Origin of the sequence: Gordonia oryzae (assembly GCF_003797185.1) — a bacterium.
Lineage (GTDB): Bacteria > Actinomycetota > Actinomycetes > Mycobacteriales > Mycobacteriaceae > Gordonia > Gordonia oryzae.
This window is the reverse complement of record NZ_RKMH01000001.1, coordinates 415,483-435,435: the sequence shown is the minus strand read 5'-3', so window position 1 is coordinate 435,435 and position 19,953 is coordinate 415,483. Positions and strand designations below refer to the sequence as shown.

The following is a 19,953-nucleotide window of genomic DNA, read 5'->3' as shown; positions in this document are numbered from 1 at the left end:
ATTTCATGAACACCGAGATTCTTGGCGACCGACGCAACCGAATCACCAGAATCCAACACCAATCGTACCGCCTCGGCCTTATACTCGGCCGTGAACGACCGCCGCATCGAACCCATCAATCAAATCCCCTCAGTGACTGCCGGAACCATCCGGCTGTCCACCAAAGCGGGAACGGTTCAATGGGCAGCAGGCGCTGGTAACCGGGATACCCCTCGGGGTCATTCGCAGGGTCCCCCGAGGTCCAGAATGCTCTGTGTTCCTCTTCTACGAAGTGCCAGGGCAGGATTTCGTCGTCGTTGTGGATGTCGGCGCCGAGGTCGCCGGCGGGGAGCAGGTTCTGCCACCGGTATAGGTGTCGCCACCCGTTCGTGGTGAGTAGCAGTTCCCGGTAGTGGCGATCGAGGTGCACCCCGAGGCGTTCCTCGGCCGCGGTGATCTCAGATTCGGGTGCGGGAGGGTAAGTGGTGGTGGCGATGTCGTCGTCGAACAACCCGGACGCGACGATTGCGTCGTTGAGTTGTCGCTGACCGGCGATGAGATCTTCCCAGTTCACCACTTGACGGCTCACCTTCGGTGTCGTTTCACTGTTTGGGTATTGAGATGACTATCCGCCGGCCGGAACACATTTCGACCCCTCCCAGGTTCCGGGAACGAACAGGCGGTTCCGATAGCCGTACGGATAATTCTGGGCCTGGCGGCCGATAGCCGAATTGACGCTCTTTATCATCGGCGCGAAGTCGACAGGCGGCAGCGAGCCGGTCCATGTCGAGTCCGGGAGATGTGCGGCGACCATGCCGTTGCTGCGGCCGGTGCCGTCCTGGAACAGCGACGGATTTGGCTGGGTGTTGGTCCCGTAGCTCACTACGGGACCAACACCCAGCCCGACCCGTTTCCGTCAGGTGACAAGGCGCGGAACCTGGTGTTCCGGCCGACGATGCTCGCCCTCGCTCAGCACTGTTTCAAGGGCCTCCACGGCGTGGAGGAGATCCTGATAGCGAATGTAGAGCGAGTTCCAGCCGAAGCGCAGAAGGCCCGGAGGCCGCACGTCGCCGATGACTCCGCGGGCTATCAGTGCGGCCATAACGGGGGAGGCCTCTGGGTGGCTCAGCGTCACCTGGCTGCCACGTCGGGTGGCTCGGCGCGGGCTAACCACTCCAAGTTCCGGGGTGGTGTTCAGCAGATCGGCGAGGCATTCGAGGAAGAAGTCACCGAGATCCTGGCTCTTTGTCTGCACCGCTGTCAGGTCTACCCCGTCGAAGACGTCGAGAGCGGCATCTAGAGCGAGCAGCGACAGCATCGGTAGAGTGCCGACTCGCGCTTTGGCAATGCCCTCGGCCGGCTCAAAGGCGTGGGTCATCCCGAACGGGTCGGCGTGGCCGTGCCAGCCGGTAAGGGGCAGGTCGAGCGCTGCGTGATGCCGCGCGGCGGCGTATAGGAATGCCGGGGAGCCCGGCCCACCGTTCAGGTACTTATACGTGCAGCCGACGGCGAGGTCCACCTGGTCGGCGTCGCATTCGAGCGGGACCGCGCCGACCGCGTGGCACACGTCCCAGACTACGAGCGCTCCCTGGCTATGGGCCGCCTCGGTGATCTGCGGGATGTCCAAGAGTGCGCCGGTGCGGAAATCGACCGCGCCGAAACTGATCGCGCAAACATCCGACCCATGCTCACGCAAAGCCGCCTGCAGGTCGTCCGCCGAGACCTCGAGTATTTCGAGTCCGAGCAGGCGGGCCACCGAGGCGGCGAGGTATCGGTTCGTCGGGAAGTGATTGAGATCGCTGAGCACCAAGCGTCGCCCGGACCGCAGTCGCGCAGCGGCGGTGAGCGCCTGGAAGAACTGTATGGAGGTTGACTCGCCTACCACGACTTGACCGGGGCCAGCGCCCAGTAGTTTTCCGATCCGGTCGCCAATCCGTATTGGAGCTTGCCACCACGCGTCCTCATTCCAGGCCCGAATCAGGTGATCGCCCCACTGGCGGGTCACTACGTCGGCCAGTCGGTCTGGAACCTGGTTGACCAGCGCGCCGAGCGAGTTTCCATCCAGATAGACCACGTTCGGTGGCAACTGGAACTGCTCGCGCAGCGGGGCGAGTTGGTCAGCGGCGTCGAGTTGTTCAGCGTGTTCTCGTCGTGTTGTCATCGTTCCTCAGATGTACGGAGGGATTCGGCTATTAACCTCGGGCTTTCACGGTGATTTCGTGTCGTGAATGAAGAATGGTGCCCTGACCTGGGATGATTGAGATTGCGAAGTCATCAATCGGGCCAGATCGAGGAGCACCATTCAGGTGAGTAAGTCTACGTCGCCCTACCCGTCGTTGTCTCCAGATGGCTCCGGAACCGGGGTGGTGTCGCACGCCGGTGCCACGGTGATCCTTCGGGCCGCGGAGAAAACGGGTTTGACCACGGGTTTGTCCGAGGCGTTGGCGCCGTGGCGTAAACCCCTTGCGACCCATGATCCGGGGAAGATCATCGCTGATCTGGCCGTAGCGGTCGCGATCGGCGGGGACTGTGTGGCTGACATCAACGAGCTGCGTGCCGACCCGGCGGTGTTCGGTCAGGTCGCCTCCGATCCCACGGTGTCACGACTGATCTCGGAGTTGGCCGCTGATGCTCCGGCGGCACTGTCAGCGATCAACGCTGGTCCGCCGCCGGTGCCGCTGCTCCCGATCATGGGTCCGAGGTTGAGGATCCGGTGATCGTCGACCTCGATGCGCCCCTGGTGACTGCGCATTCGGAGAAACAGGATGCGGCACCAACCTACAAACGGGGATTCGGGTTTCACCCGCTATGCGCATTCGTCGACCACGGTGGTGAGGGCACCGGTGAACCCCTGGCCATCCAATTGCGCCCGGGTAATGCCGGTGCCAACACAGCCGCCGATCACATCACGGTCACCGCCGCCGCACTCGAACAGCTACCACAGGTCCACGACTTTCGGGTCGGCAAGTCGATGCTGGTGCGGACCGACTCAGCTGGCGGCACCCACGAGTTCCTCGACTACCTCACCCGCCGGCGCCTGGCGTACTCGGTGGGATTCGGGCTCACCGAGACGACCGCGACCGCCGCCGACCAGATCAGTCCCGAGGCGTGGACCCGGCCTACGACGCCGACGGCGTCGAGCGTGACGGGGCGTGGGTGGCCGAGTTGACCGGGCTGATCGACCTATCGGGCTGGCCGAGGGCATGCGGGTGATCGTGCGCAAAGAGCGCCCGCATCCCGGTGCGCAGTTACGGTTCACCGACCACGATGGGCTGCGGCTCACAGCGTTCGCGACCAACACCGTTCGTGGTCAACTCGCCACACTCGAGCTACATCACCGGCGTCGCGCCCGTTGCGAAGATCGTATCCGCACCGCCAAAGACTGTGGCCTGACCAATCTTCCGTTGCACGGATTCGACGCCAACCGCATCTGGTGTGCCATCGTGATGCTCGCCAGCGAGTTGATCGCCTGGACCCACATGCTCGCGTTCACCCATCACCCCGCACGCCGGTGGGAACCCAAACGACTACGCCACCGCCTGTTCACGATCGCCGCCAAGATCAGCCGCCACGCGCGGCGAACCCGCTTGAAACTCGCCGCCCACGCACCACATGTCGATCTGCTGCTCGACGGAATAGCCAGACTCGCAGCACTTCCCGCCCCGACCTGACACCACGCCAACCTCACCTTCGATCCAGAAAGGACGACCCACCTCGGGACCGTGAACCCCGACGCCCACCGACGCCTCGGGCAACACCGCACGGCCCACACCCGGAAATCCGGTCCTCAGACCACCACATCCGGGTCCCTCAACCAGAGGCCACCACCGCGCGAAATATCGAGGCTAAAACAGCCCGGACCGGTTCACGGGGCACACGCCACCTCCAACGGCGGGTCGAAGCGATCAACGGCCGCCTCGAACACCTCCGCTGCATTGCCCTCGGTTTCGGCAACCTCGACCGCTATACCTTTAGGTCACGCGTCCACTCAGGACAGCTCGCAGATCCCCTGGATGCACTCTGAATCCGTGAGAGTCCTGAACCCTGCTTCACGCGCAAGCCGACAGGACGCCTGTGGGTCGGTGACATCGACGCCCCAGTCGTGCCGGCTGGGTCGTCGGCTGTTGTGTTCCTGCCCCACCACGCCGGACCTCCGCGACCCTCCGACGCTCCTGCGCCGACTATGTTTATGGGAAGCTCAACGACCCCGGCGCCTACTGGTGCACGGGTCGGCACACAAGTCAGCGGAGAGTCGGGGCAGATGGACGTCGACGGTCGGCAGATCACCGTATCGGGGAGCCTGCTGCAACCGCTGTGGCGTCGTACCACCGACATCCTGCGGGTGGTGGCAGCGACGCTGATGCTCGTGGTGGTCGTGGTCGGCTCACTGATCACCCGGAACAACTGGGTTGATCTCGAGCAGTCCATCTACCGCATCATCGGGGTCTCGTCCCCCACCCTGGCCGATCTGGTCTACCTCGCCTACGGTCTGACAATCCTCGCGTTACCGTTTGTGATTCTGCTGGAACTGCTCGCCGCGCGACGGTGGCGCATGTTGTGGGCCTACGGTGCCGCAGCGGCAATCACTTTCCTGTCGTTGTCCATCAGCGAGAACGGTGTCAGTGCGCCGAATTGGCACTTCGACAGACACCAGCGATTCAATTCGCTTGTCTCGCAATTCCTCGACGACCCGCGGTGGATCGCGATGCTCGCCGCGGTGTTGACCGTGTCCGGGCCGTGGTTGCCCGCCCGATGGCGGCGCTGGTGGTGGACGCTGTTGTTGGCCTTCATCCCGATCCATCTCGTGGTCAGTTCTGTGGTTCCGGCCGGTGCGGTCTTCGGGTTGTCGACCGGATGGTTGGTGGGGTCACTCGTCGTCTGGGTGGTGGGCACGCCGGCTCTGGTGGTGCCGCTGGAGAGTGCGGTCCGTTTACTGGGACAACGGGGAATCACAGTGACCGCGTTGTCGATCGTCACCCCCGCCGGCACCGGGCCTCTCGGGCTGGAGGCGGAGTCGACGTCGGGCGGGTCGGCGAAGGACTCGGACGACTGCGGTCGCGTGGTCATCGATCTCTACGGCCCCAATCAGCACAGCGCCGGACTGCTCCGGCAGTTCGTCCGCAAAGTCCGACTGCGAACCCAGGAGACCGGACCGCTGCAGCTCTCGGTCAGCCGGATGGTCGAGCATCGTGGCCTGATGGCGATCGCTGTCGGCGACGTCGGCCTTGCCGACTCCGCTCCTCTCGCGGTCGCCTCCCTCGACCGGGGATGGACGATGTATGCCCACCGGACGCATCGCGGTTGCGACCTGGACGCCTCGATCACCCACACCACACCGAGGGCGCTGTGGGAGGCCCTTCAGGAGCTGCATTCGCACGGCATCTCGCACGGCGATCTCCGGGCAAGTCAGATCACCGTTCTCGACGGCACTGTCCTGTTCGGTGGGTTCACCCACGCCGAGTACGGTGCCAACAAGAATCGGATGGAGTCCGACATCGCCCAGATGCTCGTGGGCACCACGGAATTGTACGGTGCCGTTGCAGCGGTCACCGCGGCCATCGATGTGCTCGGTGAGGACCAGATTCTGGTCGCCTCTCGCCGCCTCACCAAAACCGCTCTGTCCTCCCGCATCCGGGATAGTCTCTCCGATGCGAAAACGACTCTGTCGCAGGCGCGCGAGGAGATCGTCTCGCAAACCGGCGGTGAGATACAGGTCGCACCGATCACCCGGTTCACCCGTAGCCAGGTCATCCAACTCGTACTGCTCGTCGCCCTTGTGTACGTGGCCTACCCATTCATCGGCACCGTCCCGACCTTCTTCGGTGAACTGCGCAGCCTCGACTGGTGGTGGGCGCTGATGGGCGTGGTCGTGTCGATGCTCACCTACGTGGGAGCGGCTGCGGCGTTGTGGGCGTGCGCCGACGGCGTGGTCAGCTTCCGCAACTTGGTGATCATGCAGTTCGGAAACACCTTTGCCGCCACCACGACGCCGGCAGGAGTTGGCGGACTCGCCCTGAGTACCAGGTTCCTGCACAAGGGTGGTCTCGGCGGGTTGCGCGCGACGACGGCGGTCGCCCTGCAACAGAGTGTGCAGGTGATCGTCCATGTCGCGCTCTTGATCATGTTCACCACGCTGGCCGGAACGTCGACCAACCTCGAACATTTTGTTCCCTCCTCGACGGTGCTCTACCTGGTCGTCGGCGCTCTGCTCGGCGTCGCCGGTGTGTTCCTCCTCGTTCCCAAGCTTCGACGGTGGCTGGGGACGTCCCTGCGGCCCAGGGTGATCGAGTTGCTAACCGACATCCTCGACGTGGCACGTGAGCCCAAGCGGCTCGGAACCATCGTCTTGGGCTGTGCCACAACGACTCTCGGTGGAGCACTGGCGCTGTGGTCCAGCGTGTACGCTTTTGGCGGGCAGACCTCGTTCGTCACCGTCACCGTGGTGACGATGATCGGCGGAACCCTGGCATCTGCCGCGCCGACACCCGGCGGGGTCGGCGCCGTCGAGGCCGCGTTGATCGGCGGGCTCGCCGCCTTCGGCCTTCCCTCGGCAGTGGCGGTACCCGCGGTGCTGCTCTATCGCGTCCTGACGTGTTGGTTGCCGGTCTTCATCGGGTGGCCGGTCATGCACTGGATGACCCGCAAGAACATGGTCTGAACACGCCGCATGCCCGGCCTGGTGGGCCGGGATGCAGTGCCTTCGACGCAGTGAGCCGTATCCGGCATCTCGATGCAGACGGTGCAGGCCAGCAACAAAACTCGGGCAGAGGCCACCGAGGCGACGGTGTTCGGCTTGTTCTTCGTGGCCGATACACCGTTGGTCGAGAACGGCGGCGACATCGCCGGCGGCGCTCCCCGACAGCCCTGTTGGGTTCAGGGGTGGGTCACCACCGTCGACGGTTCGCCCGACGCCGTGCGGTTACGGGCCTCGCGGCGTACCGACATCCCGGATACCGGCAAACCGCGGACCGGTTGGGTGGGGAATCATGAGGGCATGACCGCAACTCTCGTCGCTAAGCACCTCGCCGGTGGCCACGGCCCCCGCACGCTGTTCGAGGGACTCGATCTCACCGTGGCGCCCGGCGAGGTGGTGGGCGTGGTCGGCGCCAACGGTGCCGGCAAGACGACGCTCCTACGGATCCTTGCCGGGGATCTCGATCCGCTTGAGGGCGAGGTGTCCCTGGCGCCGGCCAATGGTTTTATCGGATGGCTGCCTCAGGAGCATGCACGGATTCCGGGCGAGACCGTCGCGCAGTATGTGGCGCGCCGCACGGGATGCGCGCAGGCGACCGAGGAGATGAATACGGCCGCCGAGATGTTGTCGTCGACCCCGCCTCCCGGTGCGGCTGATCCCGCCGACACTTACGCTGCGGCACTGGACCATTGGTTGGCCACCGGCGCCGCCGACCTCGATGACCGACTGCCGGCGATCCTGGCCGACCTGGGTCTGCGTGGTGCCGGGAACACCGTGGACCTCGACCCTGGTTCGACGCCGATGACCTCACTGTCCGGCGGACAGGCGGCGCGAGTTGGACTCGCCGCCCTGGTGGCGTCGCGCTTTGACATCGTGCTTCTCGACGAACCGACCAACGATCTTGACCTCGATGGAATCGAACGTCTGGAAACCTTCGTCAATGGCCTGCGCGCTGCGGTCGTCCTCGTCAGTCATGATCGAGAATTCTTGGCGCGCACGGTAACCCGCGTTCTCGAACTCGACCTCGCGCAACACGCCACCACTATTTACGGTGGTGGCTACGATTCCTATCTTGAGGAGCGGGAGGTATTGCGCCGCCACAAGCGTGAGGCCTACGACGAGTTTGCCGACAAAAAGGCCGATCTCGTTGCCCGTGCGCGTGTTCAGCGGGAGTGGTCGAGTCACGGCGTGCGCAACGCGATCAAGAAGGCACCCGACAACGACAAGCTGCGCCGCAAGGCAGCAGCCGATTCCAGCGAGAAGCAAGCTCAAAAGGTACGGCAGATGGAGAGCCGCATCGCACGCCTCGAGGAGGTCGCCGAGCCGCGCAAGGAGTGGATCCTTGACTTCTCCATCGGATCGGCACCACGGTCGAGTTCGGTGGTTGCCACCTTGGACGAGGTCGTGGTCCGGCAGGGTGACTTCGTCCTCGGCCCGGTTTCGCTGCAGGTGGACGCAGGGGAACGCATCGGCATTGTCGGCCCCAACGGAGCTGGCAAATCCACCCTGTTACGCGCTCTGCTCGGCCGCGTCGAGCCCGACTCCGGGCGGGCGTCGCTGGGCGCGAGTGTGGCCATCGGTGAGATCGACCAGGCACGGGTCCAGCTCGGTGGAGGCGGTGGTGCGCTCGTCGAGCGCTTCGAGGCGTTGCTGCCGGACTTCTCGGTGGCCGAGATCCGAACGTTGGTAGCGAAATTCGGGTTACGGACCGGCCACGTCGAACGCCCGGTCGCCGAGCTCTCCCCCGGTGAACGAACCCGGGCCGCGATGGCGCTTCTGCAGGCGCGCGGCACCAACGTGCTGGTCCTCGACGAACCGACCAACCACCTCGACCTGCCCGCGATCGAGCAGTTGGAGAAGGCGCTCGACGCCTATGAGGGGGCGTTGCTGTTGGTGACCCACGACCGACGGATGATCGCGACCGTCCGCCTTGATCGCCGGTGGCGCGTGGAGTCCGGCACGGTCGTCGACGATGTGGTGTGACGGCGCCCCGAAAGTCTGGAATGCCTGCTTGGATCGATAGTCGAATCCCCGGCCACCGAAGAATAGTGAGTCGATAGACTTTCGTCGCCCGGACGCAACGGAAGGCGGTCATGTTCCCCAAGTACGGTATTCCCGACGGTGCCGACACAGCGTGGATGCTGGTGGCGTTCGCGCTCGTGCTACTCATGACACCCGCTCTCGCACTGTTCTACGGCGGGATGGTCCGGTCAACGAGTGTCCTGAACATGATGATGATGTGCCTGTCGGCGATCCCCATCGTCTGGATTCTGTGGGTCGTCGTCGGCTATTCGCTTGCCTTCGGTGACGATTACGCGGGACTGATCGGGAGTTTCGGTTCGTTCCCGGGCCTCGAGCACACCTTCGGTCACGGCGCCGGGCAGCCTACGACGATCCCGCTCGTCGGCACCATCCCGGCGATCCTGTTCGTCGCCTTCCAGGCCGGGTTCGCGATGGTCACCGTGGCCCTGATCGCCGGAGCCGTCGCCGATAGAATGCGCTTTGTCTCGTGGGTGGTGTTCGCGAGCATCTGGTCGCTGCTGGTGTACATCCCGATCGCGCACTGGGTGTTCAGCGCCCCCGGATTGACCGAAGAGCATGGTGGCTGGATCGTCGCGCACCTTCGGGCCATCGACTTCGCCGGTGGTACCGCGGTCGAGATCAACTCGGGCGCCTCGGCGCTGGTACTCGCCATTCTCCTGGGGCGCCGGCGCGGCTGGCCCAAGGATCCAATGCGTCCACACAATCTGCCGTTCGTCATGCTCGGTGCCGGCCTGTTGTGGTTCGGCTGGTTTGGGTTCAACGCCGGATCGGGCCTCGCGGCCAACGGGTCTGCGGCGATCATCGCAGTCAATACCCTCGGGGCCGGCGCGGCGTCGATGGTGTCGTGGCTCGTCGTCGAATACGCCCGGCACGGCCGGCCCACCTCCTTCGGCGCTGCCTCCGGCGTGATCGCCGGGCTAGTGGCGATCACGCCCTCGTGTTCGGCGGTGACGCCGCTCGGCGCGCTGGCGATCGGCGCCGTTGCCGGTGTGCTCAGCTCGTACGCCATCGAACTGAAATTCCGCTGGCGCTATGATGATTCGCTCGATGTGGTCGGGGTGCATTTCGTCAGCGGTGTCGTCGGCACTCTGATGATCGGCGTGGTCGCCTCAAGCTCGGCACCTGCCGGTGTCGACGGGTTGTTCTACGGGGGCGGATTCGATCAGCTATGGCGCCAGGCGGTGGCTGTGGTGGCGGTACTGACCTACGCCGTCGTCGTCACCGGGATCATCGGTCTCGCACTCAAGTACACGATGGGCCTACGTGCCGATCGCCAGCACGAGGTCGACGGCATCGACGACGCACAACATGCCGAGTCGGCGTACGACTTCCACACCGCCGGTGGTCGGTGAACACACCGCTCAGCTCGCCCTGCGCAGCGTCGAGACCATCTCGGCGACGACGGCGGGACTGACCGCGTCCGGAACGCTCTGCGGAGCCGAGATGACAAAGAGCACGCACCCCTGCTGTCCGGGCACCGTCGTGGCCACCATGGAATGAATGGCGGTGGGGCCGACACAGTTCGAGGTCGCGATGTTGCTCACCGATGCGACGATCTGCACCGCGGGTGCCCCGCCGACGGTGAGTTGTCGGGGTGGGCTGAGCGCAACCGTCGGGACGTGTCCAGAGTCCGAGGTGTAGATGTCGGCCACCAGCGCCGCCTCGTCACGTACAGCCTCGTCGATGTCGGTGGTGTTCGACGCGCCCGGCAATCCGGAGACCCCGACCGAGTTGTCGCCACAACCGGGGACTTCGAGGGTGGCCGCACCGCTCATGGTTCGGATCGCGCAATAGCCGAAAGGACCGTCGTTGCACCGTTTCTCCCAGCCGACGAGTGTGCCGCAGCTCGCCACCCTCCAGTTGGACGGGACGTCATAGGCCAGACCGCGTTTGCCTGCGACGGTGCGCCATCCGGCCGGGGTATCGGGGGCTGCGGTGGCCGGCGGACATTGCGCAAATGTCGGAGCCGTTGTCGAAGGAGACCCGGACGGTGTGGGAGCGGTGGTGCTCGGTAGTACCGACGACGACTGCGCTGCGCTTGCGGAGGTGTCGTGATCGTCATGCGTGGAGCGCACCACCAGCACCACCGAAGTGACGGCCACGACGACGATCAGGATCACTCCCACCGCGATGACCGCGAGTGCCTTGACGCTGCCCCCACCACGCGGCGGCCCGCCGGGTCCGCCCGGCGTTCCGGCGTCCCATGCTGGTGGTTGCTGCGCCATGGGATGACCCGGATACGCCGAACCCGGTGGCACGGCACCCGAGTACCAATGTGGTTGGCTCGGATTCTCCGATTGTTGATACCCCGGTTGCGGGTAGCCCGGCGGTTGATGGCCCGGATGTTGATAGCCCGGTTGCTGGTAGCCGGGCGGCACGAAGCCGGAGTGTCGATGTTCAGAGTGCTGATTCGGGTCCGGTGGATTGCCCTGTGTCGGATGGCTCACTGATCTCCCCCGAGGTCGCCGTGCACGGGCAGCCACGGTATCACCCGAGTGCGTCAGTCGATGACGATGCCGAGGTGCGCCGCGAAGTGTCTGGTGAGCCCGAGAGCCTGCTCGCCGTCGATGGTGCATCCCCGCAGCCCGTCGAGGTGATGGATCGTGCCGAGGTCGAGTCCGCGAAGGTCGGCGCCCGACAGCGCCGCCGGATGGACATCGAGTGTCGTCACCGTGCAGTCCTCGAATGCCATACGCGCAACGGTGGCGTCGACGAGGTCGCGTTCGCCGATGGACACGTGTGGCACGTCGATTTCCTCGAGCCGGGTCTCGACGAGTCGGGCGCCGGTCAGATCGGTGTCGTCCAGCGACACCGAGGTCAGCCGGCACCCGGACGGTTCGAGCCCTGTCAGGTCACGTCCGGAAGCTGGTATCGCGCGCCGAGGCCCAGTGGCGGAGCAACCAGACCTCGGACCGTCGGCCGGCGGTGTGTGCTCCGGGTGAAGTGTCTGGTGGTCGATTGGGCCAGGGTCTGCGGCCAGCACGTGTTCTCCGCGGTGCTGGCGTTCTCGCGGTGGCGGTTCGTCCGTATCGCCACCGATGAAACCACACCAACGACGAAACCATCACCACCACTGTAGGTTTCATCGCCCAGGTCTTCGACGCGATCGCCGGGGTGCCGGCCGATCGGATGACATGCCTCACGGGTGGGGTGGTCGCCAACGTGGTTGGTTCAACGTGCAAGCCTCAGGTTGTACGTTGTCACTACCTGGCGACCACGCTCGGCGCCTGTAGGGCCAACACGCCGTCATTCGCCCGTCCTCCGCCGCCGTTGCGGTGCCGTCGATGATGATCGTGGGCGAAGTGATGAGATCGGAACAGTCGAGCGAGGTGGAGTGCGATGTCGTTGAGCGCCGGTATCGACCGTTTCCAGCGTCGCCATCCGCTGAGTGGCTATCCCCTCGCGGTGGCGTACAAGTTCTTCGACGATCAAGGGGGCTACCTCGCGGCACTGGTCGCCTACTACGGTTTCATCTCGCTGTTTCCGCTGCTGTTGCTGTTGACGACCGTGCTGGAGTTCGTTTTGCGCGACAATCCTGACCTGCGGGAGCGAATAGTGGACTCGGCGATGTCGCAGATCCCGGTGATCGGTTCCGAGCTAGGTCAGCCGGGTCAGCTCAGCGGAGGGACGGTCGCGGTGACGATCGGTGTTGTCGGCGCCCTCTACGGTGGGCTCGGCGTCGCCGTCGCCATCCAGAACGCGATGAACGTCGCCTGGGCGGTACCACGCAACGACCGTCCCGATCCGATCCGTGTGCGGCTGCGCGGAATGCTGCTGCTCTCGACGGTGGGCACCGCGATCGTTGGGTTGACGGTGGTCAACGGCGCGATCGCGGCCGTTGATCTGGGCTCCACGGGAAAATGGCTGTCAACAGCGGGATCACTGGCATTGACTGCGGTCCTGTTCGTGGTGGCGTTCCGCATCGGTACGGTTCGTGAGCTCGACGTCGGAGACGTACTCCCGGGCGCGATCGCCGCCGCGATCGGATGGCAGGCGCTGCAGAGCTTCGGCAGCATCTATGTTGCGCACGTCATCGCTAACGCGAGTGCGACGACAGGTGTATTCGCCGTGGTGCTGGGTCTGCTCGCGTTTCTCTATATTGCGGCGTTTCTCGTCGTGTTCTGCATCGAGGCCAACGCCGTGCGCGTCGATAAACTCTACCCACGCTCCATGCTCACCCCCTTCACCGACAACGTAGTGCTCACCTCCGGAGACAAGGCTGCCTACGTTGCACAAGCCAAGGCGCAGCGCCACAAAGGCTTTCAGAAGATACAGGTGAGCTTCGACAAACGCTCGGCCGACAGCCGACCTGGTGTCGAGGAATCCTCCGATGACCAGTCCGGCAGCGATCCATCGGGCAGTAAACGATCGGGAAGTGTGGCCGACAGATGACACTGCACCGGCTTATCCGAGCGGGCGCGGGTCCTGACTGGACGCGCACCGACTGGATGACGAGCATAGAGCGAGCGTGCCCCAGCGCGGCCCGCGCCGTGGATATCATTCTCGACCTCGCCGGCCCGCGCGCGCCGCGCGGAACGTGCGCTCGTCGGGGCGGATCGGAGATTCGGAGTCATCGGCCGACTACAGCCGCGGACAGACCGCGTCGAACGGGGCGGTCGAGGAGATCCGGGTTTCGATCCCGGCGTGAGTGAACTCTTTGGCGGTGTGAATCGCGTCGAGAACGTCTGTGCCCTTGGCCAATTCGGCCGTGGTCGCCGCGGCGAACACGCAGCCGGCACCTGATACCCGCTCCTCGCCCACCTTGGGTGCGCGCAGCACGGTGATCTCCGAGCCGTCGTAGACCACGTCAACGGCGTCGTCGCCGGGTAGACCCACGCCACCTTTGACGATGACCACCGCCGGACCCTGCTCGGCGATCCGCCGGGCCGCCTCGGCGAGGTCCTCGACGTCGGCAAGTTCGTCCATCCCGGCCAGTGTCGCGGCCTCGAACAGGTTGGGGGTCACGACGGTGGCCAGCGGCAGAATGTGTTCCCGTAGCGCGTTGTCGGTATCGAGGGCGGCTCCCGGTTCCTGACCCTTGCAGATCAGGACTGGGTCGACGACGACGTGTCGCCAGGGTCGGGCCCGCAGGCCCTCGGCGACGGTGGTGATCGTCTCGGGGGTGCCCAACATCCCGATCTTGACGACCTCGGGCTCATGAGCAATGGTCGCCGCCTCGATCTGGTCGGCGATGACCGGCGCGGCGATCGGCACGAAGCGGTGTCCCCATCCGGCTTTCGGATCGAAGGAGACGATGCACGTGATGGTTCCGACTCCGTAGGTACCGAGCTGGGCGAATGTGCGCAGATCTGCCTGCAACCCCGCGCCCCCGGTTGCCTCGGAACCTGCGATGACGTACGACACGGTGGCCACGGTGCTCTCTCCCTCTGCTCGATCTCCTCCGTCGGTGCCTCCCCCAGCTTGCCAGCGCCCGCCACACGACGCGTGAAGCAGGGTGCCCGTTGCGCCGGCGCGCGTCGCACTACGCTTGGCGTCGGTTCACTACTGCCTACGTGGAGGTTTTCATGACACAGCTCGGAGTGGTCGGCGGCGGCACCATGGGTGCGGGGATCGCAGAGGTCGCGATTCGCGCCGGCGATGACGTACTGGTGCTAGAGCGCGACGACACCGCCGCCGATGCGGCACGCGCCCGCATCGAGAAGTCTCTGGGCCGTGGCGTCAGCAAGGGCAAGATCTCCGAGGGCGACGCCACCGCGGCACTGTCCCGACTGGCCCTGACGACCACCGTCGGCGATTTTGCGGATCGTGAGCTGGTGATCGAAGCGCTTCCCGAGGTCGAGTCGCTCAAGGTCGGCTTCTTCGCCGAACTCGACAAGGTCACCGCGCCCGAGGCGATCCTCGCCACCAACACCTCGTCGATCCCGATCATCCGGATCGCCAAGGACGTCGCCGACCCCTCGCGTGTGGTGGGCGTCCACTTCTTCAATCCGGTTCCGGTGATGCCCCTGGTCGAGATCATCTCCAGTCTCGCGAGTTCACCGCAGGCGATCGAAACCGTCACCGTCTACGCCCGCGATCACCTTGGCAAGCGCACGATCGCGGCCGGTGATCGCGGCGGCTTCGTCGTCAACGCCCTGCTGATCCCGTACCTGGTGAGCGCCATCCGCATGTACGAGAGCGGCTATGCCTCCAAGGAGGACATCGACGCAGGCATGGTCAACGGCTGCGCTCACCCGATGGGCCCGCTGACGCTGAGCGACACCGTCGGTCTCGACGTCGTCCTCGACGTGGCCGAATCGCTCTATCAGGAGTTCCGTGAGCCGCACCTCGCGCCGCCGCCGCTGCTCTCGCGCATGGTCGAGGCCGGCTATCTGGGCAAGAAGAGCGGCAAGGGCTTCTACGATTACGCCGGCTGACCATCCGCTCGCCGGCGGAGCCGGTGGTCAATGCAGGCCGGTGTCCTTACTGCCGTAGGCCTCACGCAGGCGCGGTTTGACGATCTTGCCGCCGGCGTTGCGCGGTAGTTCGTCGACGATGACGAGATCCTTGGGCTGCTTGAAGCGCGCCAGGTTCTCGTTCAGGTAGGGCTCGAGTTCGTCGAGGGTGAGGTCGTCGGCACCCTCGGCGAGCACGACGACGGCCACCGGGACCTCACCCCACTTCTCGTGGGCGCGGCCGATGACGGCGGCATCGGCGATCTTCTCGTGGCCGTAGAGCACGTTCTCCACCTCCGCGCAGTACACGTTCTCTCCGCCGGAGATGATCATGTCCTTGGCCCGGTCGACGACGAAGAGGAAGCCGTCCTCGTCCTCACGGACGAGGTCTCCGGAGTGAAACCAGCCGCCGCGAAAAGCATCCGCGGTTGCCTGCGGGTTCTGCCAGTACCCCTTCATCAGATTGGGTCCGCGGTAGACGATCTCGCCAACCTCGCCGGGTGCCACATCGTTCATCATCGGATCGACGATCCGGGCGGTCACCGCGGGCACCACCTTGCCGATCGACCCGATTTTTCTCAGCGCGTCCTTGCCCTCCAGAATGCACGTGACCGGCGACATCTCGGTCTGCCCGAAAGCTGTCATGTTCAGCGCCTGCGGGAAGGACTCGTTCATCGCGTTGAGCACCGTGTCCGAAGCGGGTGCAGCACCCCAACTAATATTGCGCAACTTGAGGTTTCGCGGCCGAACACGTTGAGCGGCACACACCGCCTGCCACTGGGCCGGCACCATGAAGACCGACGTCGTGCCCTCCCGTTCGAGGGTGTCGAGCATGTCGTCGGGGTCGAACGCGCCGAGCGGGTGGATCACCGCGGGAACTCCTCGGTAAAACACCGGCGCGAATGCGGCGATCCCGGCGATGTGGAAGATGGGCGGGACCACCGAGGCAACGTCGGCGTCGGAATGGTCCTGGGCTGCGGCGATCGTCGTCACCGCCTGCGCCTGCAAGTTCTGATGGGTCAGCATGGCGCCCTTAGGTTTTCCGGTGGTTCCCGAGGTGTACATGATCAGTGCCACAGTGTCCTCGGGTACATCGATCTCGGGAAGATCGACGGAGCCCTCGGCGAGCAGATCGGCATAGTCGAGGTGGTCGGGAACCTCGCTGCCGCCGATGACGATCGTGTGGTCGATGCCGCCGGTGGAGGCGGCGGCCGCCTGGGTCAGCGGTGCGAGCAGGGTTTCGGTGACGATGACCCGTGCACCGCTGTCGGTGATGAGATACCCGACCTCAGCGGGGCTCATCCGAATGTTGACCGGCACCGGAATCGCGCCGATCAGGTTGGCGCCCAACACCGCCTCGACGTACTCGGCGCGATTGAGCAGTGCCATCAGTACGCGGTCGCCGAAGCCGACGCCACGCCGGGCCAGCGCCGCACCGAAGGCCCGCGAACGCTCATCGAGTTGCCGCCAGGTGGTGGTCTGGCCCAGGAACCGCAGCGCCGGGCGGTCGGGGGTCATGAAGGCGTGCCTGCGGACCTGGTTGTTCCAATGGTTGCGTCGCGAACGCAGGGGCTCGGTGGTCAGGTCATTGGTCGGTTCGGTGGTCGCGGTCATACGCACTCTCCCTGTGTGATCATGTGGTGCGCACGTCCACGCCAACTCTGCTGCGTCCCGGTCGCGCTTGGTGCTCCCCATCACCCTAGAGGGCGGCACCGATGCCGCGTGAGCGTTCGCTCGAGTGCGTGCGGATATACGGGCAGATCGGCGACCCACAATGCATTGGGCGCCGCCGCGGCGAATTCTCGTTGCGCCCGATCTGCCGGCCGCGCCGTCTCAGCTCCCTCGCACCGAGTCGTCTTGCGCGTCTTCGATCGTGGGATACCCCGCAGCCCAGCAGCGTTCATCAGTCGCTGGACAGTGCACCGAGCCACCTCCAGGCCCTTCCTACGAAGCTCGGCAACAACCTTGCGGGCACCGTAGACAGCGAGATTCTCGGCAGGCGCGGTGCGGATCTCGGCGAGGGATTCGGGGTCACGAATCGTGCGTAGCGCCGGGGACTTCTGGGTGCTCAGGTCGGTCGGCGCCGAGTCAGGTCTGGTGTTGCTGCACGCAGCGGCCGACAGCGGGACGCTCGTCAGCATCCCAGCGTCTCTGGTCGTGGCATAGATCGCATCGAACACCTGCTCGTCCGAGACCATCGTCATCGTGAGGATCTCTGGGCGGCCGAACTCGTCGCCGCACAGGCCGCGCGGCTGCATACGACCACCGACGGGTGGCGGTTCGTGTACACGTCGCGGGGTGGCTTGGCGTCGACCGCCGCTTTTCACTCCTTTGTGAAGTCAGCGGGTCGTGTGATTCTCGTCGCAGGCCGCGTTCGCCTGTGACGTGACGGTAACCTGCGCCGGGGTCGTAAGCTCGGAGCTGGCCCGGACCCGAGGGCCGTGGGCACTGTGGCTCCACCGAACGCGTCAACACGCGCCGATGTCGCCCGCCCGCGATACTGGTACCGCCCGGACAACACGAATCCGGGCGCTGCGTGACCACGACTGGAGAGTAAGGCAGATATGAGCGCGGAGAAACCGACCATCATCTACACGCTGACCGATGAAGCGCCCATGCTGGCGACGCACGCTTTTCTCCCGATTATCAGGACATTCGCCGACGCCGCGGACATCAACGTCGAGACCTCCGACATCTCCGTCGCCGCCCGAGTGCTGGCCGAGTTCTCCGATTACCTGAGCGACGAACAGAAGGTTCCCGACAACCTCGCCGAACTCGGCAGACTGACCCAGGATCCCGACACCAACATCATCAAGCTCCCCAACATCAGCGCGTCGGTGCCGCAGCTGACTGCCGCCATCAAGGAGTTGCAGGACAAGGGTTACAAGATCCCTGATTTCCCCGGCAACCCGAAGACCGACGAGGAGCGCGCGATCCGGGATCGCTATACCAAGTGCCTCGGCAGCGCAGTCAATCCGATTCTGCGCGAAGGTAACTCCGATCGTCGAGCGCCCAAGGCGGTCAAGGAGTACGCGCGCAAGCATCCACACAGCATGGGCGAGTGGTCGATGGCCTCGCGTACGCACGTTGCGCACATGCGTCACGGCGACTTCTATCACGGCGAGAAGTCGATGACCCTCGACGCAGACCGCGACGTCAAGATGGAACTGATCACCGCCGCCGGCGAGACTGTCGTGCTCAAGCCGAAGGTGCATCTCGACGCCGGCGACGTCATCGACAGCATGTTCATGAGCAAAAAGGCGCTCATCGAGTTCTACGAGGAGCAGATGGAGGACGCCTACAAGACCGGCGTCATGTTCTCCCTGCACGTCAAGGCGACCATGATGCGCGTCAGTCACCCCATTGTGTTCGGTCACGCGGTGCGCACCTTCTACAAGGACGCATTCGCCAAGCACGGCGAGCTCTTCGACGAATTGGGCGTCAATGTCAATAACGGCCTCTCGGATCTGTATTCGAAGATCGAGTCGCTGCCGGCGTCGAAGAAGGAAGAAATCATCGACGATCTGCATGCCTGCCACGAGCATCGCCCGGAGCTCGCGATGGTCGACTCGGCACGCGGCATCTCCAACTTCCACTCCCCCAGCGACGTCATCGTCGATGCGTCCATGCCGGCCATGATCCGCGCCGGCGGCAAGATGTACGGCGCCGACGGCCGGCCCAAGGACACCAAGGCGGTCAATCCCGAGTCGACCTTCTCTCGCATCTATCAGGAGATGATCAACTTCTGTAAGACCAACGGGCAGTTCGATCCCACCACCATGGGCACCGTGCCCAACGTCGGTCTGATGGCGCAGAAGGCCGAGGAGTACGGGTCGCACGACAAGACCTTCGAGATCCCGACCGACGGCGTCGCCAACATCACCGATCTCGCGACCGGCGAGGTGCTGCTGTCGCAGGACGTCGAAGAGGGCGACATCTTCCGCATGTGCATCGTCAAGGACGCGCCGATCCGCGACTGGGTCAAGCTCGCCGTCACCCGTTGCCGGGAATCCGGTATGCCGGTGGTCTTCTGGCTTGATCCCTACCGTCCGCACGAGAACGAACTGATCACCAAGGTGCACACCTACCTGAAGGATCACGACACCGAGGGCCTCGACATCCAGATCATGTCGCAGGTGCGCGCCATTCGATACACGATGGAACGTCTGATCCGCGGCCTCGACACCATCTCCGCGACCGGCAACATCCTGCGCGACTACCTCACCGACCTGTTCCCGATCCTGGAGCTCGGGACAAGCGCCAAGATGCTCTCGATCGTGCCGCTGATGGCTGGTGGCGGGCTCTACGAGACCGGTGCGGGTGGCTCGGCGCCCAAGCACGTCAAACAGCTGATCGAGGAGAACCACCTGCGGTGGGATTCGCTCGGGGAGTTCCTGGCGCTCGCGGTCAGTCTCGAGGACCTAGGCCGCAAGAACGACAACCCGAAGGCGGAGGTGCTGGCCAGGGCGCTCGACGCCGCGACCGGCAAGCTGCTGGAGAACAACAAGGGTCCGTCACGCAGCACCGGTGAACTCGACAACCGCGGTAGCCAATTCTACCTCGCGCTGTACTGGGCGAAGGCACTCGCGGAACAGGCCGACGACGCTGAGTTGGCAAAGCACTTTGCGCCGCTGGCCAAGACGCTTGAGGAGAACGAGCAGACCATCGTCACCGAGCTCAACGACGCCCAGGGCACCGCGGTCGATCTCGGCGGCTACTACGCCCCCGATAACGACCTCACTGACAAGGTGATGCGCCCGAGCGCCACACTGAACGCGGCACTGGAGTCCGTGCGGGGCTGACACATCGCCGACCAGTTCTGTACTGACGAGCCCCGCTTCT

At 64.9% G+C, this 19,953-nt stretch carries 15 protein-coding genes and 2 pseudogenes; 8 read left to right on the top strand and 9 right to left on the bottom strand.

From position 1 onward, the window contains the following. The 4 genes from EF294_RS22630 to kynU form a co-directional block, all read right to left on the bottom strand. Positions 1-107 (bottom strand): transposase (locus tag EF294_RS22630; RefSeq protein WP_425459385.1); only part of this gene is annotated, 107 nt, incomplete at its 3' end. An 8-nt stretch (positions 108-115) separates the two neighbouring features. Next, on the bottom strand, positions 116-553 hold the full coding sequence (locus tag EF294_RS01915; protein ID WP_123925307.1) for an SMI1/KNR4 family protein: 438 nt from the start codon (positions 551-553) through the stop codon (positions 116-118). 51 nt (positions 554-604) lie between these two features. After that, the gene (locus EF294_RS01910; RefSeq protein ID WP_123925306.1) at positions 605-862 is read right to left on the bottom strand and encodes a hypothetical protein; all 258 of its coding nucleotides are present in this window, start codon (positions 860-862) and stop codon (positions 605-607) included. A 33-nt stretch (positions 863-895) separates the two neighbouring features. Then, positions 896-2,140, bottom strand: coding sequence for a kynureninase (gene kynU, locus EF294_RS01905; RefSeq protein ID WP_123925305.1), 1,245 nt, complete (start codon positions 2,138-2,140; stop codon positions 896-898). 145 nt (positions 2,141-2,285) lie between these two features. Between kynU and EF294_RS01900 the strand changes: the two are divergent. The 4 genes and pseudogenes from EF294_RS01900 to EF294_RS01885 all read left to right on the top strand — a co-directional run bounded on the left by EF294_RS01900 (position 2,286) and on the right by EF294_RS01885 (position 10,068). After that, positions 2,286-3,650, top strand: a pseudogene (locus tag EF294_RS01900) (IS1380 family transposase). A 590-nt stretch (positions 3,651-4,240) separates the two neighbouring features. Continuing rightward, the gene (locus EF294_RS01895; protein ID WP_123925304.1) at positions 4,241-6,637 is read left to right on the top strand and encodes a lysylphosphatidylglycerol synthase transmembrane domain-containing protein; all 2,397 of its coding nucleotides are present in this window, start codon (positions 4,241-4,243) and stop codon (positions 6,635-6,637) included. A 336-nt stretch (positions 6,638-6,973) separates the two neighbouring features. Beyond that, positions 6,974-8,656: an ABC-F family ATP-binding cassette domain-containing protein gene (locus tag EF294_RS01890; RefSeq protein ID WP_123925340.1), complete on the top strand. Its 1,683-nt coding sequence runs from the start codon at positions 6,974-6,976 to the stop codon at positions 8,654-8,656. A 110-nt stretch (positions 8,657-8,766) separates the two neighbouring features. Continuing rightward, positions 8,767-10,068, top strand: coding sequence for an ammonium transporter (locus tag EF294_RS01885; RefSeq protein WP_123925303.1), 1,302 nt, complete (start codon positions 8,767-8,769; stop codon positions 10,066-10,068). 9 nt (positions 10,069-10,077) lie between these two features. Here the strand turns inward: EF294_RS01885 and EF294_RS01880 are convergent, their stop codons facing one another. Both EF294_RS01880 and EF294_RS22405 read right to left on the bottom strand, forming a co-directional pair. Next, on the bottom strand, positions 10,078-10,941 hold the full coding sequence (locus EF294_RS01880; protein ID WP_123925302.1) for a DUF8017 domain-containing protein: 864 nt from the start codon (positions 10,939-10,941) through the stop codon (positions 10,078-10,080). Positions 10,942-11,216: 275 nt separating this feature from the next. Continuing rightward, positions 11,217-11,699 (bottom strand): pentapeptide repeat-containing protein, encoded by a 483-nt coding sequence (locus EF294_RS22405; RefSeq protein WP_281275954.1) that lies wholly within the window; start codon positions 11,697-11,699, stop codon positions 11,217-11,219. Positions 11,700-12,055: 356 nt separating this feature from the next. Here EF294_RS22405 and EF294_RS01870 point away from each other — a divergent pair, with 356 nt between their 5' ends. Together EF294_RS01870 and EF294_RS21775 are read left to right on the top strand one after the other, a co-directional pair. Then, positions 12,056-13,108 (top strand): YihY/virulence factor BrkB family protein, encoded by a 1,053-nt coding sequence (locus tag EF294_RS01870; RefSeq protein WP_123925301.1) that lies wholly within the window; start codon positions 12,056-12,058, stop codon positions 13,106-13,108. A 35-nt stretch (positions 13,109-13,143) separates the two neighbouring features. Continuing rightward, positions 13,144-13,368, top strand: a pseudogene (locus EF294_RS21775) (hypothetical protein); the annotation flags it as partial. Here the strand turns inward: EF294_RS21775 and EF294_RS01860 are convergent. Next, the gene (locus EF294_RS01860; RefSeq protein ID WP_123925299.1) at positions 13,298-14,089 is read right to left on the bottom strand and encodes a hydroxymethylpyrimidine/phosphomethylpyrimidine kinase; all 792 of its coding nucleotides are present in this window, start codon (positions 14,087-14,089) and stop codon (positions 13,298-13,300) included. The pseudogene EF294_RS21775 and the gene EF294_RS01860 sit on opposite strands and share 71 nt — an antisense overlap. Before the next feature lie 152 nt (positions 14,090-14,241). On the opposite strand from EF294_RS01860, the gene EF294_RS01855 reads away from it, so the two are divergent. Next, positions 14,242-15,093 (top strand): 3-hydroxybutyryl-CoA dehydrogenase, encoded by an 852-nt coding sequence (locus tag EF294_RS01855; RefSeq protein ID WP_123925298.1) that lies wholly within the window; start codon positions 14,242-14,244, stop codon positions 15,091-15,093. Positions 15,094-15,120: 27 nt separating this feature from the next. Here the strand turns inward: EF294_RS01855 and fadD5 are convergent, their stop codons facing one another. Both fadD5 and EF294_RS22400 read right to left on the bottom strand, forming a co-directional pair. Further along, entirely contained in the window at positions 15,121-16,725 is a 1,605-nt protein-coding gene (gene fadD5 / locus EF294_RS01850) for a fatty-acid--CoA ligase FadD5 (RefSeq protein ID WP_123925297.1), read from the bottom strand. An 80-nt stretch (positions 16,726-16,805) separates the two neighbouring features. After that, entirely contained in the window at positions 16,806-17,369 is a 564-nt protein-coding gene (locus tag EF294_RS22400) for an IS3 family transposase (protein ID WP_123925296.1), read from the bottom strand. A 306-nt stretch (positions 17,370-17,675) separates the two neighbouring features. Between EF294_RS22400 and EF294_RS01840 the strand changes: the two genes are divergently transcribed. Continuing rightward, a complete protein-coding gene (locus EF294_RS01840; RefSeq protein WP_123925295.1) occupies positions 17,676-19,913 on the top strand; it encodes an NADP-dependent isocitrate dehydrogenase in 2,238 nt (745 codons plus the stop codon). The last annotated feature ends 40 nt before the right edge of the window (positions 19,914-19,953 follow it).

Excerpts from the sequence above, each read along its gene's own strand:
- EF294_RS01855 (WP_123925298.1), top strand. The coding sequence starts at position 14,242 with ATGACACAGCTCGGAGTGGTCGGCGGCGGCACCATGGGTGCGGGGATC.
- EF294_RS01885 (WP_123925303.1), top strand. The coding sequence starts at position 8,767 with ATGTTCCCCAAGTACGGTATTCCCGACGGTGCCGACACAGCGTGGATG.
- fadD5 (WP_123925297.1), bottom strand. The coding sequence starts at position 16,725 with ATGACCGCGACCACCGAACCGACCAATGACCTGACCACCGAGCCCCTG.
- EF294_RS01840 (WP_123925295.1), top strand. The coding sequence starts at position 17,676 with ATGAGCGCGGAGAAACCGACCATCATCTACACGCTGACCGATGAAGCG.
- kynU (WP_123925305.1), bottom strand. The coding sequence starts at position 2,140 with ATGACAACACGACGAGAACACGCTGAACAACTCGACGCCGCTGACCAA.
- EF294_RS01895 (WP_123925304.1), top strand. The coding sequence starts at position 4,241 with ATGGACGTCGACGGTCGGCAGATCACCGTATCGGGGAGCCTGCTGCAA.
- EF294_RS01880 (WP_123925302.1), bottom strand. The coding sequence starts at position 10,941 with ATGGCGCAGCAACCACCAGCATGGGACGCCGGAACGCCGGGCGGACCC.
- EF294_RS01890 (WP_123925340.1), top strand. The coding sequence starts at position 6,974 with ATGACCGCAACTCTCGTCGCTAAGCACCTCGCCGGTGGCCACGGCCCC.
- EF294_RS22400 (WP_123925296.1), bottom strand. The coding sequence starts at position 17,369 with ATGCAGCCGCGCGGCCTGTGCGGCGACGAGTTCGGCCGCCCAGAGATC.
- EF294_RS01870 (WP_123925301.1), top strand. The coding sequence starts at position 12,056 with ATGTCGTTGAGCGCCGGTATCGACCGTTTCCAGCGTCGCCATCCGCTG.